The organism is Streptomyces sp. NPDC048254 (assembly GCF_043201895.1).
In the GTDB taxonomy this organism is placed as follows: Bacteria; Actinomycetota; Actinomycetes; order Streptomycetales; family Streptomycetaceae; genus Streptomyces.
In genome coordinates this window covers 46,282-60,025 of record NZ_JBICZJ010000019.1, presented here as the reverse complement: position 1 = coordinate 60,025, position 13,744 = coordinate 46,282, and the positions used below count along the sequence as shown (strand labels likewise).

Annotated in this window: 11 protein-coding genes; 6 read left to right on the top strand and 5 right to left on the bottom strand. The window is 71.4% G+C overall.

Annotation, left to right across the window (positions count from 1 at the left end):
• Positions 1–53 precede the first annotated feature (53 nt).
• The gene (locus ACGFZQ_RS39625; RefSeq protein WP_393844604.1) at positions 54–641 is read left to right on the top strand and encodes a hypothetical protein; all 588 of its coding nucleotides are present in this window, start codon (positions 54–56) and stop codon (positions 639–641) included.
• Here the strand turns inward: ACGFZQ_RS39625 and ACGFZQ_RS39620 are convergent.
• Both ACGFZQ_RS39620 and ACGFZQ_RS39615 read right to left on the bottom strand, forming a co-directional pair.
• Positions 629–1,555, bottom strand: coding sequence for a TolB family protein (locus ACGFZQ_RS39620; RefSeq protein WP_393844479.1), 927 nt, complete (start codon positions 1,553–1,555; stop codon positions 629–631). The genes ACGFZQ_RS39625 and ACGFZQ_RS39620 overlap by 13 nt on opposite strands.
• A gap of 251 nt (positions 1,556–1,806) precedes the next feature.
• Positions 1,807–2,076 (bottom strand): hypothetical protein, encoded by a 270-nt coding sequence (locus ACGFZQ_RS39615; protein ID WP_393844478.1) that lies wholly within the window; start codon positions 2,074–2,076, stop codon positions 1,807–1,809.
• 88 nt (positions 2,077–2,164) lie between these two features.
• Between ACGFZQ_RS39615 and ACGFZQ_RS39610 the strand changes: the two genes are divergently transcribed.
• Complete coding sequence (locus tag ACGFZQ_RS39610) at positions 2,165–2,497, top strand: hypothetical protein (protein ID WP_393844477.1); 333 nt, start codon at positions 2,165–2,167, stop codon at positions 2,495–2,497.
• A gap of 685 nt (positions 2,498–3,182) precedes the next feature.
• Positions 3,183–3,875: a hypothetical protein gene (locus tag ACGFZQ_RS39605; RefSeq protein WP_393844476.1), complete on the top strand. Its 693-nt coding sequence runs from the start codon at positions 3,183–3,185 to the stop codon at positions 3,873–3,875.
• A 642-nt stretch (positions 3,876–4,517) separates the two neighbouring features.
• On the opposite strand, the gene ACGFZQ_RS39600 is transcribed toward ACGFZQ_RS39605, so the two are convergent.
• The 3 genes from ACGFZQ_RS39600 to ACGFZQ_RS39590 all read right to left on the bottom strand — a co-directional run bounded on the left by ACGFZQ_RS39600 (position 4,518) and on the right by ACGFZQ_RS39590 (position 9,546).
• Positions 4,518–7,631 carry an FG-GAP repeat domain-containing protein gene (locus ACGFZQ_RS39600; RefSeq protein ID WP_393844475.1) on the bottom strand — a complete coding sequence of 1,038 codons (3,114 nt, stop codon included), beginning with the start codon at positions 7,629–7,631 and terminating at the stop codon, positions 4,518–4,520.
• Between the two features lie 419 nt (positions 7,632–8,050).
• Entirely contained in the window at positions 8,051–8,827 is a 777-nt protein-coding gene (locus tag ACGFZQ_RS39595) for a hypothetical protein (RefSeq protein WP_393844474.1), read from the bottom strand.
• An 86-nt stretch (positions 8,828–8,913) separates the two neighbouring features.
• Complete coding sequence (locus ACGFZQ_RS39590; RefSeq protein WP_393844473.1) at positions 8,914–9,546, bottom strand: RNA polymerase sigma factor; 633 nt, start codon at positions 9,544–9,546, stop codon at positions 8,914–8,916.
• A gap of 446 nt (positions 9,547–9,992) precedes the next feature.
• On the opposite strand from ACGFZQ_RS39590, the gene ACGFZQ_RS39585 reads away from it, so the two are divergent.
• The 3 genes from ACGFZQ_RS39585 (at position 9,993) to ACGFZQ_RS39575 (ending at position 13,666) form a co-directional block, all read left to right on the top strand.
• A complete protein-coding gene (locus ACGFZQ_RS39585) occupies positions 9,993–10,490 on the top strand; it encodes a DUF1877 family protein (RefSeq protein WP_393844472.1) in 498 nt (165 codons plus the stop codon).
• A gap of 165 nt (positions 10,491–10,655) precedes the next feature.
• A complete protein-coding gene (locus ACGFZQ_RS39580) occupies positions 10,656–11,429 on the top strand; it encodes a hypothetical protein (protein ID WP_393844471.1) in 774 nt (257 codons plus the stop codon).
• A gap of 14 nt (positions 11,430–11,443) precedes the next feature.
• Positions 11,444–13,666 carry a bifunctional polysaccharide deacetylase/glycosyltransferase family 2 protein gene (locus ACGFZQ_RS39575; RefSeq protein WP_393844470.1) on the top strand — a complete coding sequence of 741 codons (2,223 nt, stop codon included), beginning with the start codon at positions 11,444–11,446 and terminating at the stop codon, positions 13,664–13,666.
• Positions 13,667–13,744: the final 78 nt, after the last annotated feature.

Here is a 13,744-nt window from a genome sequence, read left to right as displayed (position 1 = left end):
CGGTGGCGAGGCCATCTGGTTCACCATGGGGTGTGCGATTCGATTCCGTGCCCATGCCGGCGGCCGTCGAGGCCAGGCCTCGTGACAGCCGCGGCTACCCCGTACCCGCCATCACCCCGTGGGAGGACGACGAGCCCCGGTTCGCGCTCACCGACTACGGGTGCAGTGCCGAGTGCGCACGACAGCGTCTGTGTTCCGTCTGCAACACCCTGATCCCCAAGGGTCCGGTGTGGCGGGTGGTCGGCGCCGCGGAGAGTTCCGCGATCGGCGAGGCGCTTGCCGCCGGGCGGCCGTACCGCAACATGGCGGCGACCCTGGAGGCGCCGGGGCACCGCGCGTGCATGCTCTACGCCTCGATGGTCTGCCCGTATCTGGCGCACCCCAACGCGCGGCGGGGGCTGACGGCACAGAGCCCGGACGACATGACCGCGCATGTCGTCCGGGGCGCTGTTCGTGGGGACATGGGTGCCGTGGTGGGGTACGGCGACTACGAGTTCGCCGTCACCAGGACCCAGGTCCTGTTCCGTTTCCTCGATGTCGTCGAGTACCTGCCGCACGACACCGCCGACCAGCACCTGCCCGAGCTCCAGGCTGAACTCGCTCGTTCCGGCGGCCGGTTGGGTGGCGGTCAGCCGCGGTAGGCGGGCAGGCCGGTGTGCTTGGAGACCTTGACGGGCTTGCCGAAGCCGTGGGCGGTCTTCGTGATGGTGTACGTACCGGTCGGGGCGCGGAAGGCGATGGTCTTGCCGTTGGGCGACCAGGTGGGCTCGGTGTAGTCGGCGGTGGCGTTGGGGGTGACGTCCTTGACGACCTGGGTGGAGCCGCCGAAGTCCTCGACGAAGAGGTGGTCGTGCCCGTGGACGGAGCGGACGAAGACGACCTCCTCGTTGTCGGGGGAGAGAGCCGGCTCGGAGCCCTTGGTCAGGGCGCCGCCCTGCTGCCGCAGGTAGTCGTCGCGGATGTAGACCTCGCCGGTGTGGGTGTTCTCGTAGACGGCCGAGCCGTAGCCGCCGCCGACATTCGGCCAGGTGTTGTCGGTCTGGGGGACGTTGCCGTCGCCCGGGTCGCCGTTCAGGCTGATCCTGGCCGGCTTGCCGTGGTTGCTGGTGGCCTTGACGCCCTCCAGGACGGTGTGGCCGTGGATCTTGGCCGAGAAGATGAGGTTGTTCTTCGCGGGGATCTGGTTCGCCCGGTCGGCGGCGGTCACCTGCCAGGTGGGGTGGGACCAGGTCTGCCCGCCCGGGTTGGCGGCGACGGTGACGCGGTGGCTGCCGTCGGGGTTGGAGACGACGAGGTCGCCGTGCCCGTCGACGAAGGCGGCCTTGCTGCCGCTGGGGTTCCAGGCCAGGTCACGGACGACGGTGCCGAAGTCGATCGACTTGCCGTTGACCAGGACGTGGCGGGTGCCGTCGCTGATGGTGAGTCCCCTGGGCACGGTGACCGTGTGCGACGGGGCGGCCGTCGCGGTTGCGGCCGTGCCGCACAGGGTGAGCAGTGCGGCGGCGGCGCCTGCGGTGGTGACGGCTGCGGTGTTCCGACGGTTACGAGCGGACATCGAGGTTCCCCCAGGGATGTGAGTGGCACTGCGATGAGAGTGTCGCGGGAACCGCCTGCCGTCCCCGGGACCCACACCGGTCCGTCGGCTTGCCGCCCTTCGCGCTGAGAGAAGTCTTCCCACAGGGGGTGACAGCGCTGTGCGCTCGCTGTCACAGCCGTGCAATAGCGGGTCAAATGACACGCAAAAACGTCAGGATCGACACCGACGCACAAAGCACAAACCCCAGGTCGCCGACCTGGGGTTTGACGTCACCGGTCGAGGTCCGCCACCTCCTTCTCAGGCGCGCCGATGTCCGAGAAGATGGCCCGCGCCTGTCGCCTCATCATTCCGGCGGCGGCGCCATCGGTCTTCCGGTGGGCGCGGGCGAGTGCCATGAGGGCGCGGGCCTCGCCGAGTCGGTGGCCGGTCTCGCGGTGTACGACGAGGGCCTCCTGGCCTAGCTCGACGGCTGTGCCGTGTGCTTCCTCGGCCTCCGCTGTCTCGCACAGGGCTGTCACCCCGAAGTCTCTCTCCCCCACGTCATCGGAATTTCATCAGAATTGCAGCACCCCCAGCCAGGGTGATGGACACGACATCGAACAACCCGCACAACCGAAGGGGGTCCGAGTGACCGAAGTGGAGTCGGTGGCCACCGCGTTGGCCACAGGGGTGGCGTCCGGACTCACCGACACCTCACGAGGCGTCGTCCACGACCTCCACGCCGTGCTGAGGGAGGCGGTCCGCCGACGGTTGTCCGGTGGCGACGCCGACGTGGGGCGCGGATACGGCATACGGGTGCTGAACGCGCACGAGACGGACCCCGATGTGTGGCGAACCCGGTTGCTCCAGGTGCTGGCCTCCGGGCCGGAGATGGACGAGGAGATCCTCAGGGCGGCCCGCGCAGTGCTCCGCGCGGACCGCCGGGCAGGGCACGTCATCGTGGACGTGGTCGGCTCATGACGGGGTGCGCGACTCTTCCGGCCGCGAACTGGGGCGGGAATCCCGCAGACAGCAGACACCCGTACGACATCATGTCCGGGTTGCGAAGGATCCGACCGCAGCTTCCGCCGACCGAAACGGAGTGAAGCGAAGGCCGGGAGTGCCCTCCTCGGCAAGTCGACCGCACCGGTGCGAGGAAACAGCGGGCTGACGGCTCTCGTACCCGAACGCCGCCGGTAAGCGCCATGCAACCGCAGGTCAGCGGCATGCTTCGGCGGCGGGAGATCGCACCGCTGTCGACCGTGACTGACCGGTCTTAAGAGCACGCCATGGGCACGCCTCCGATTCGGAGGGGTGGGGAGCCTCTCTTGGCGGCTGACGAGCGGTGCGAAGTCCTGGAAGCGGGCGCCGACCGGAAGGGCCCAATTGCTTTGGGCTACCGCTCACCGCGAATGGCTCGGACAACCTCAGCGGCACTGGCCAGGACCCGCGCACGGTGTCGCGAGTCAGTGCCCGCGTGTGTTCCTTCCTGCCGTCGCCCGCCACACGCAGGCCCTCGGTGCAGAAAAGGGCCTACGGGCGCTGTGCCACGACCCATCTCGGACCGATCCGGACGCACACCCGGTCCGCGCAGCTCAGAAGGTACTTGTCGCATGTCCGACTCGGACCGGTCGGATCTTCGGCGAACGTCAGGGGATGCGTGAGCATGCCACGCAACACCGACGACAAGTCAGCTGGGCTGCTCCAGCAGAAGCTGCATCGACTCGAAGATCAGGTACGAGCCCATGGCGGCGTGTACAGCCGGGCCGCAGCCGCTGAAGTCGCCGGCCTCAGCGCGAAGACGGTCGGTGAGTGGTTCAACAGGCCTCGCGTTCCTCGACACTTCGAGCCGCTTTGGGCGTTCCTGCAAGTCCTCCTGCTGCGCGTCTCCGGCCGCGGTCAGGACACCCAGGACGACCGGGCCTGGTGGGCTCATCAGCGCGTTCAGTGGCGGTACTTGTGGAAAGGGGCGAAGGAAGTACAGGAGGCGTTGCCGCCCCGTTCGCCCGTCGAGGACTCGAAGCCCGTCTTGAGGAGCGGCACACGGTCGATGGAGGAGTTCCTCGCTGATTCAGGCGAAGGCAGCCGCCCTCCAGAGCACGGACAGCTTGTCGGCGACCTGCGCGACCCGATTGCCCTGGAAGTCCACCCCACCATCCGCACGACCCCAACCGCGGCTGAACTGCCGGTTCTCACCCCCTATATCGAGCGCGACCACGACCATCTCCTCAGGCAGAGGGTGCAGGAGGCAGCCGACGGGCAGAGCTCGATCGCCGTGCTCGTAGGCGACTCCTCCGCAGTGCCCACGACGTGCGTACCAAGCGAGGGATGCGGTGACGGCGACTTCGTGACGGCTTGAGCAGCCGTGGGAAGCAAGGAAGCAGTCTCGGGGCAAATGCTCCCTGAAGGCCGGGCATCACCCTTCCGGAGCACACCGAAGAACGAGGGCCGTCCAGGGAATCACGGCCGCCTCCACGACCCTGATGCCCAGCAACCCGGTGATCTGCGTCAGGTACTTGGGCCGGACCGCCGGCACGGGCCACCGCCTGCAACAGCCGGTAGAGACCCCGTCCGGCCCGGCCCCGGGAAGTCGTCCGGGCGATCTCCTTCGCCTCTCCCTGCCGGATGGCATCCTTCGCCCGCAGGTCCGCGATCAGAAGGTCCCGCTCAGCGCCGCCCGTCTTGGGACGAGCCGGCTTCCCTCAGCCGTCGTGCTGGTCGAGGTGATCCACCCGGAGATCAACGACGCGCCCGGGATCCCGGAGGGTGTCCTGTGTGATGGTCTTGCGGCTGGTGTCCGGAAGCCGAGCCGTACAGGACGACGACAGCACCCGCGGCCTCCTTGCCGGACACGTTCGCGCAGGGCGTGCGCAGGACCGCGTTGCGGTAGCCGTCGCCGTTGAAGTCGCCGGGGCCTCCCCGTGCAGGGCGACCGCGGGACGTGCGAAGGCGCCCGGTGACATCAAGTCACCGGGCGCCTTTGGCGGGCCGAACTCGGCGCCTACGAAAGGGCCTTGTAGCCGCTCCAGCCGCTCGCGATCTTCACCCGCGCACCGAACGAGCCCTTTCCGTCGCCGCTGGTGCGCCACACGTTGCCGCTGGTGTCGCGGGAGACCAGGTCGGGCCTGCCGTCGTCCGTGATGTCGCCGACCCCGACGACCGCGTTGTACGAGCCGCCCCAGTTCGACAGCACCTTGACCCGGGCCGCGAACGTGCCGTCGCCCTTGCCGTTGTAGCGGTAGAGGTTGTTGGACGTGTCCTGGGCCAGGAGGTCGGCCTTGCCGTCGCCGGTGATGTCACCGGTGCCGACGATCTTCTTGTAGCCCTTCCAGTTGTCGTAGAGCTTGACGCGGGCGGCGAGCTTGCCGGTGCTCGTCCCCTTGTAGAGGTAGACCGCTCCGGTGGACGAGTTCCTCGCGATCAGGTCAGGGCGTCCGTCACCGCTCACGTCGCCGGGCGAGGTGAGCGCGTTGTACTGCGTCCAGCCGCTGGTCCCGAGGGTCGTGTACGACGTCGACGGCTTGACCGCCGCCCCGCAGCCCGGCTTGTACAGCCGCAGCGCGCCGCTGCTGTAGCGGACGAGGACGTCGTTGCAGCGGTCGCCGCTGAGGTCACCGAAGGGGATCGCCATGACGGTCGTGGGCCAGCCGGTGCCCGTGTACTTGTCGCCGAGCTTGCCCGTCCCGGTGCCGCTGTGGAAGGTCAGCCCGCCCGAGGAGTTCAGGGTGAGCAGGTCGCCGCGGCCGTCCGGGCCGTCGGGGCTGACGAAGTCGCGGCGCACCGCGGCTCCGCGCTGCAGGAAGCCCTCGCCGCTGCTCACCGTGTTCGCCGTGGCGGTGCCGAGGCCGGTCGCCTTCAGGGTCCAGGTGAAGTGGCCGTTGGGGAAGTAACTCCCGCTCGCCGTCTTGCCGTTCCAGTTCGCCGTCACCCGGGCCGGGGTCGCACCGCCGGTGAGCGTGCGGGTGGCCTTGCCGTTCGCGCCGCTCTGGACCGAGGTGAAGGTGAGCGACCAGGAGGTAACCGGGCGGGACAGCACCCAGGCGCCCTCGAAGGGCATCCCCGGGTCGACATAGCTGCCGGCCGACGTCTCGAACGCCGTCACGGCGGACGGGGCGATACCCGTGGTGGTGACGTGGGTGCGCTCGTAGTCGTCGAACCAGGCGACCAGGCCGGTGTACTCGTCGACCGTCCAGCGGTAACGCCGGTCCACGGTCAGGCCCTTGTCGGCCAGGCCGGAGGCGATCGTGCGGGTGGTGCCGGTGGCCGCCTCGGTGAGGACCAGCGTGTCCGTGCCGTGGTCGTGGCGGACGGTGAAGCCGTCGCCGAGCAGCACGTCGCCGGGGGTGACCGCCCTCGACGTACCGGCCTTGGTGTCGTACACACCCGCCGAGTCCGTCCCGCAGGCCCAGTACACCCAGCGCCCCGCCGCCTGGAGTTCGCTCGGCACGCAAGCCAGGCCCGGGACGGTCACCGTGGTGAGCGTCTTCTCCTGCGGGATGCTGTACGAGGTCAGCTTGCCGACGGTGCCGGCGCTCCACAGGGTGGAGCCGTTCAGGGCGGCGGCGCGCACCGACCGCTTCAGCTTCTGCCCCTGGCCAAACTCGCCGACATACTGAGCCGGGGAGGCGCCGCCGGAGTCGAAGACGGCGTAGCGGTCGGAGACGTCGACGATGTGGCCGCCCTGGCCGCCGAAGTCCAGGTCGTTGCCGCCGATCTCCACCAGCCGGTCGTCGCCGAGGCCCTCGCCCTCGTCGGTGCCGCCGTTCGCGTCGAGGTAGACGTCCCGGGCGTTGAGGTTCCCCCACAGCGCCGAGCACGTGGTGCCCTCGTACGGGCAGAGGGCGGCGTAGATCGAGCGGCTCGCCGTGGCCTCGGACGCCGTCAGCGTGGCGGAGCCGTCGGTGGTGAGGGTGCGCACGGACGTGGTGTCCGCGGTGGCCTTCGGGTCGTCCTCGGCGACCCGAAGGCTGCCGCGGCTGAGCGCGATGCCCGTCTTGGCGTTCTCCACCGCCGGGGCCTGCTGGACCTTCGTCTGCTTCAGCGTGCCGTCCTCGGCCTGGCTGACCCGCCGTACCCACCAGTCGGTGGCGTCGGTGCCGCCGGTGACCAGCGCGCTGCCGTCACCCGCCGCCAGCGTGTACTCGCCGGCGCTCGCCAGCACGGTCTGCTGCACCGAGGGGTCGTCCACATTGACCGCGAGCAGCTGGGAGCCGAGCGCGCTGGAGGACAGCGGCAGCAGCAGCCAGTCGCCGACCAGGACCGGGTCACCGTCGAGCGCGCCCGGGTGGGCGGGCAGCGTGACGACCTGCTCGGCGGCGGTGAGGTCGGTGCGGGACTTCAGGTGCAGCTCGGCGGTGGCGGCGTCGTACCAGCCGATGCGGTCCTCGCTCATCACGTAGTGCGAGGCGTAGGCGGCGTCGGTGAACGCGTGGGTGTTCACGGCCGAGGCGACGTCGATGTAGCCGATCGTGCTGGAGTCGACCGACCAGAGCACACCGGCGGAGTCCGCCGCGAGGACGTCCTCGCTGCCCAGGCCCGTCCAGTCACCGGTGACCTTGCGGGTGCGCCACTCGCCGTCGACCTTGTCGATCAGGGAGTTGGTGGTGACGATCGTGTCGCCGGCGAGGGCCCGGTAGTAGCCCTGGCCGTACTGGAGGGAGCCGTTCCAGCTCACCTTCTTGGAGGTGGCCGTCGCCGGGTCCCACAGGGTGGCGTACGCGTCGTTGGCCGTGGCCGGCAGAGCGACCAGGTGGCCGTCCGAGCCGTACCAGGCGTTACGGCACTCGGAGCCGATGGACGTGCAGCCGGTGCCCGGGGTGTAGACGCCATCGGCGTTCTCGACGGTGACGGTCCTGCCGGTCGCGTAGTCGGTCCACAGCAGTCCGGTCCTGCCGGTCTGCCGGTGCAGGAAGCCGATGTCGCCCGCGACGTACGGGCGGTCGGTGCGTGGTGTGGTCGAGCCGGGGTCGACCAGTGTGATCGCGGCGGTGTCGGCCTCGGTCGCTTCCGCGGAGCCGCCGCCCTCCGACAGGACGACGGACGCGGCCACGACGGCGACCGCGAGCGAGGAGACGGCGGCGGCCAGACCGCCCCGTCTCAGGGCGTGTCTGCCCACGTGATGTTCCCTCCCCTACGAGGGTCCGTACCCTCGCACAAGTGGCCGGATCTTACCAAGGTTTGGTAAAGACGGGGAGGCTCCCGCAGGTGAGAGGCACGGGCGGGCCACCCGGTACAGGCGGGCAGCGGCTTGATCACGCCTACAACAACAAACCCCAGGCCACTGACCCGGGGGTTTCACACTGGAGCGGGTGACGAGAATCGAACTCGCGCTCTCAGCTTGGGAAGCGACTGCGCTTGGGGAACCGGACGGCTTCTGACCTGGTCCTACGCGGCACGCCGCTCGGTTGGCGCCGGCGAGCCCCTCGCGGAGGCCGGCAAGGCCGGGACGAACCCGTTTCTCGACCGTGTCGGCCAGCACCGCCGTCCTCGGCCCGCTGTCGACCACAACGGCCCGACCATGCGGGGAGGCGAGGGCTACTTGTTCTTGCCGTTGCCCTGCCCGCCGTTCGCCTCGCTGTTGGCGGACGCGTTGCCGGAAGCGCCGGTGCCGCCCGCCGTGCCGTTGGCGGAGCTCGCGGCACCCTTGCCGGACTTGCCCGCACCGGCCGAGTGGGTCGGCTTGGCCGTCGCCCCTGCCAGCTGCTCGGAGCAGTAGGCGGCAACCTTGTCCGCACCGCCGGCCGCCGCGACCAGTCGCTGCCAGGCCGTCGCAGCCAGCGCCTTGCCATGGCCCTGGACGTGCGCGTAGGCACGGCAGTGGGCTTCGGTGTCCAGGGCGGTGGCGGGCCGGTCCGGCGGCCGTGCACTACCGGACGGGTGGGACGCGGCCCCGCCGACCGCCCGGTGCGAGGCGGTCGCCGACGGGGGCGTCGTTCCCCGGCCGTCGCCCGCGCCCTCGTCGGCGGAACCGGCGGAACCGATGGCCGCGACCGCCACACCCCCCAGCGCGAGGCTGGCGAAGACCACGCCGAACGTCAGTTTCGCCGGGCGCCGGGCCTGCCGCACGGCCGTCGGCCGCCAGTCGTCCCGGCGCCGGGTACGTGCGCGATGCGCACCCGAGGCGCGGGCGGCCCGGAATGCGGCCACGGCCTGCCGCTCGCCCTGGGACGCGAGATCGCCTGCCCGAACTGCGGCGGCCAGTGCCGTCTCCAGCGCGGCGTCGTCACCCGTGTCCCGGGGGTCGGACGGGGCGCCGCCGGGCTGCACACGTCGACGGCCCCATACCCCGTCGCCGCCCAGCCGTTCACCCATGTCCGCTTCCGTTCCCGTCCGACCGCTTCGATTCGTCCGCTGCTCCGGATCCGGCGCCTGCCGGTCGGTCCTGCCGCGGTTGTCGTTCATGTCGACTCCCCCAGCGCACGGGAAGCCACATCCGTCACACCCTCCTCGGCTTCGCCACCGATGCCCAGCTGACGGCCGAGGCGTTTCAGGCCCCGGTGGGCGGCCGTGCGCACCGCGCCCGGCCGCTTGCCCAGGACCCGTGCCGCGGCGGGACCGTCCAGACCGACCACGACCCGCAGGAGCACGGCCTCGGCCTGGTCCCGCGGCAGTCCGCGGAGCAACTCCAGAGCCCATTCGGTGGAGAGGGACTCCAGAGCCTGCTCATGAGTGTTGTGCGGGCCCGCCAGTCCCAGTACGTCCTGGTCGGTACCGCCTGCCTGGGGCCGCACCCGCCGACGACGCAGGTGGTCCAGCGCCCGGTGCCGGGCGATGGTCGCGGTCCAGCCGCGGAAGCCCGCGCCGTCGCCCTTGAAACGCCCGAGGTCGCGGGCTATCTCCAGCCAGGCGTCGGACGCCACGTCCTCCGCCTCCTCGCCGACGACGCCGCGAAGGTAGCCGAGCAGGCCCGGCTGCACGATCCGGTAGGCGACCTCGAAGGCGGCCTCGTCGCCGTCCTGGGCGCGCGCGACCGCCGCGCCCAGTTCCCCGTCGTACTCCTGTACGCGCCGAGGTTGCCGCCCCTGGCCCAAGATTGCCCTCGTTCGCACCGATCACAACCGATTTCACACCGTCCGTCGTGCTCCGGTCGCAACGACGGCCCCACGATGACCAGCGCGCACTCTCACAGAAACGTCACAACGCCCCAGGAGCCCTGTCCGGTATCAACCGTCTCCCAGCGCTCGGCCGCTGGATTCGGCAGGCGCGACCGCAACGGAGCAGGACCGGCGCCGTCCGGGTCGGGTGGCGCTTCCCGTAGGCCCTGCGCCGGGGAGCAGGACGGGCTCTGCACCGACCGCACGGGCCGCGGCGATCCCCGCCGATGACGGCGCCGCGACCCCGAGCCCCTCACCGAGGGACGGCCGACCGACCGGCAGCGGGCGATCGGCAACGCGCCGAAGCCCGCCACGGCCGCCGCCCCGAGCCCGGGGCCGCCAGGCCGCGTGATGCTTCGGCGGCCTCGTGCGCTCCCACTGTCATGAGTACCTACCTCCGTCTGCGAGCGGTACCGGCCCCGGCACTGCGCAACAGTCCGGCTTGGCTGGAACGGCTTTTCGCGAGCGATGCGGCGACCGTCCGGCACCAGCCCGGCCAGTGCCCCGAAGAGGTGCTGGACGAGTGCTGCCTGGACCAGGAGCGCATCTACACCGGCGCTCCACCGGCCGGTCCCCCGGAACGGCCCCAGGCCCAGGTGGTGCTCGGCGGCCGCCCCGTGTTCCGCACCGACCGGCAGAAGCCGCCGTTGCTGGTCCTCACGGCCGCCCAAGCCCGCCGGGTGGCCGAATTCCTGGAGCAGACCGACTTCGACGCGCTGTGGGACTCGGCCCGGGACGGACTGCTGCCCCGCTACGGCGGAGCGACCGCGGAGCCCGAGACGTCGCGTGCGTTCGCCACCACGCACCGGGAGCTGCGGGAGTTCTACGCGCACACGGCCGCGTGCGGGAACGCGGTGGTGAAGTGCCGTTCCAAGGCGTGAGGAGTGGCGATCCGAGACGGGAGAGGTGCCGCTGCGAGGCGGGACATGTGAGTGTCCGGAGTGGGACATGTGACGGTCCGAGGCGGGAGGTGTAACAGTTTCGGCCCGCTGCGCTCTTTCCATGCGGACGACCACGTCGGTCGGCCAGGGGAGGAGGCGGGACTCGTGCGGTGGACGGACGACAGCGGCGCAGGGTACGGCGGGGAGCCGTATGCCGACGTCGGGTACGGGTACGGGTACGCCCACGGTCGCGAGGGCACCGGCGGCACCACCGCCGACACGGCCACGGCGGAGCCGGAGACCCGGACCGCCGGTGCACCACTGCTCGTTGCCGGGCCGGACCACCTCGCCAGGGCGGAGTGGGACTCTCCGCACGGTGCCGTCATCACCGTGCTGCCGACGGGCCTCGACGACTCCGACCGTCCCGCATCCCAGCAGGACACGCCGGAGAGCGATCCGGCGCGGCCCGTCTTCGTGGACGCCTCGGGGCGCCGCCAGCGCCGCGTGCGGCGCGCCGCACGGCTGCTGGTGATCCCCGCGGGCGTCTATGTCGCCCTGCTGGTCAGCACGTTGCTGGGTGGCCCCACCCTCAGCGCTCCGTTCGTCCCGCTTCCTGACACCACGCACCCGGCCGCACCCCGCGCGACCACCCCCGGCTCTCCCGTCGGCACAGGGCGCACGGCGCGGAGCACGGTCTCCGGCGCAGGGGACGAGAACGCCCGTCCCACGACGCCGCGGACGGCCTCCGGCCAGACCGGCGGGCAGACGGCCGCGACCACCCCCGTCGCCACGTCCGCCACCACCGCGACGCCCACCGGAACCACCTCCCCGACCACGACCGCAAGTCCCGCCACCAGCGCCACCACCAGCGCCACCAGCACCGACGCTCCCTCCGCGAAGGGGCACGGCAAGGCCGCGTCCCACAGGCCCGTGAAGTGACCCAAGGCCCCGACGTGACCGATCCGACCGATCGCCGGCACCGCACCGCCGTGCCCCGACGCAATCCCGTGCCCCGCCTCCGCGGCCGTACCCGCCGGGTCGTCCCCCGTACCCACTGGCTGCTGCTCTGCGTGCTCGTGGTGACCCTGTCGGCAGCCCTCCTGTTGCAGGGCTACACCCACCACATGTTCGGGATCACCTCGGACGACGTGACCGGCCCCCGCGGCCGGGCCGACACGGTGCCCGGCCAGGTGGCCCACGGCGGCCCCGTGATCGCGGACGCCGCCGGTTCCCCGCACACCGCCCGGCCGAAGGCCCGGACCATCGCCCTCACCTTCGACGACGGCCCCGACCCGGTCTGGACCCCGCGCATCCTCGACGTACTGCGTCGCAACCATGTGCACGCGACCTTCTTCGTCGTCGGCACCCAAGTCGTGGCCCACCCGGAGATGGTCCGCAGGATCGTCGCCGAGGGCCACCAGATCGGCATCCACACCTTCACCCACCCCGACCTCTCCCGCCTCGCCCCGTGGCAGCGCTCCCTGGAACTGCGCGAGACCCAGCTGGCGGTGGCCGGCGCGGCCGGCGTCACCAGCGCGCTGCTCAGGCCGCCGTACTCCTCGGAGAACGACGCCCTGGACGACGCCGACTGGTCCGTCCTCAAGCAGGCCGACTCGGCCGGGTACGTCACGGTGCTCTCCACCCTGGACGCCGAGGACTGGCAGCGCCCCGGCACCGCCCGCGTCCTCGCGAACGCGACACCGCACGGCAAGGCCGGGCAGATCGTGCTGATGCACGACGCCGGCGGCGACCGCTCCCAGACCGTCGCCGCCCTGAACACCCTGATCCCCCGGCTCAAGGCACAGGGCTTCCGGTTCACGACGGTCGGCGCCGCCGTCGGCATGGCCGGCCCCGTCCAGCCCGCCGGGCTGGGCAACCGCCTCCAGGGCATCGCCCTCATCAAGATGCTGCAGCTCGGCGACGGGACCATCCGGCTGCTCGGCGTGCTGATGTACACGGCCGGAGCGATCAGCGTGCTGCGCGCGGCGGTCGTACTGGTCGCGGCCCGCCGGCACCGCCGGCTGCGCACCGGGCGCCGGGCCAGGCCCTGGGGACCGCCGGTGACCGAACCGGTGAGCGTCATCGTCCCGGCGTACAACGAGAGCGCCGGAATCGAGGCGGCCGTACGCTCCCTGCTCGCCTCGGACCATCCGGTGGAGATCATCGTGGTCGACGACGGCTCCACCGACGGGACCGCCGACCTGGTGGACTCCCTCGGTCTGCCGGGAGTGCGAGTGATCCGGCAGCGGAACGCGGGCAAGCCCGCCGCGCTCAACACCGGCTTGGCTGCCGCCACTTGCGACCTGGTGGTCATGGTCGACGGCGACACCGTCTTCGAACCCGACGCCGTCCGCACGATCGTGCAGCCCTTCGCCGACCCCCGGGTGGGCGCCGTCTCCGGCAACGCGAAGGTCGTCAATCGCGGCGGCCTGCTGGGCCGTTGGCAGCACATCGAGTACGTGGTGGGCTTCAATCTCGACCGTCGCCTCTTCGACCTCGCCGAGTGCATGCCGACCGTGCCCGGAGCGGTCGGGGCGTTCCGCCGCCGCGCCCTGCTCGCCCTCGGCGGGGTCAGCGACGTCACCCTCGCCGAGGACACCGACCTCACCATGGCACTGTGCCGCGCCGGCTGGCGTGTGGTGTACGAGGAGGGGGCGGTGGCCTGGACCGAGGCGCCCGCGTCCCTGGGCGCCCTGTGGCGGCAGCGGTACCGCTGGTGCTACGGCACCCTGCAGGCGATGTGGAAGCACCGCGGCGCGCTGGTGCAGGGCGGCGCCGCCGGCCGGCTCGGCCGCCGGGGCCTGGTCTACCTCCTCCTCTTCCAGGTCCTGCTGCCCCTGCTCGCCCCCGTGGTCGACGTCTTCGCCCTCTACGGCCTGGTCTTCCTCGACCCGCTGCGGATCACCGCCCTCTGGCTCGCCTTCCTGCTCCTGCAACTGCTGATGGGCCTGTACGCGTTCCGCCTGGACGGAGAACGCCCCGGGCCGCTGTGGAGCCTGCCGCTGCAGCAGTTCGTCTACCGCCAGTTGATGTACCTGGTGGTCATCCAGTCCGTCTTCACCGCCGTGTCGGGCTCACGGCTGCGATGGCAGCGCATGGAGCGTTACGGCACCCTGCGGGCACCGGCAGGTGCGGAGACATCCGACGAGGGCCGCCCTCCGCGCATTCCCGCCTGAACCGGGGTGCGCCCCGGGCCCCTGGACGACGACACCGGTCCGCAGCGCAGTGATCCACATCACCACGGCCTGATTCCT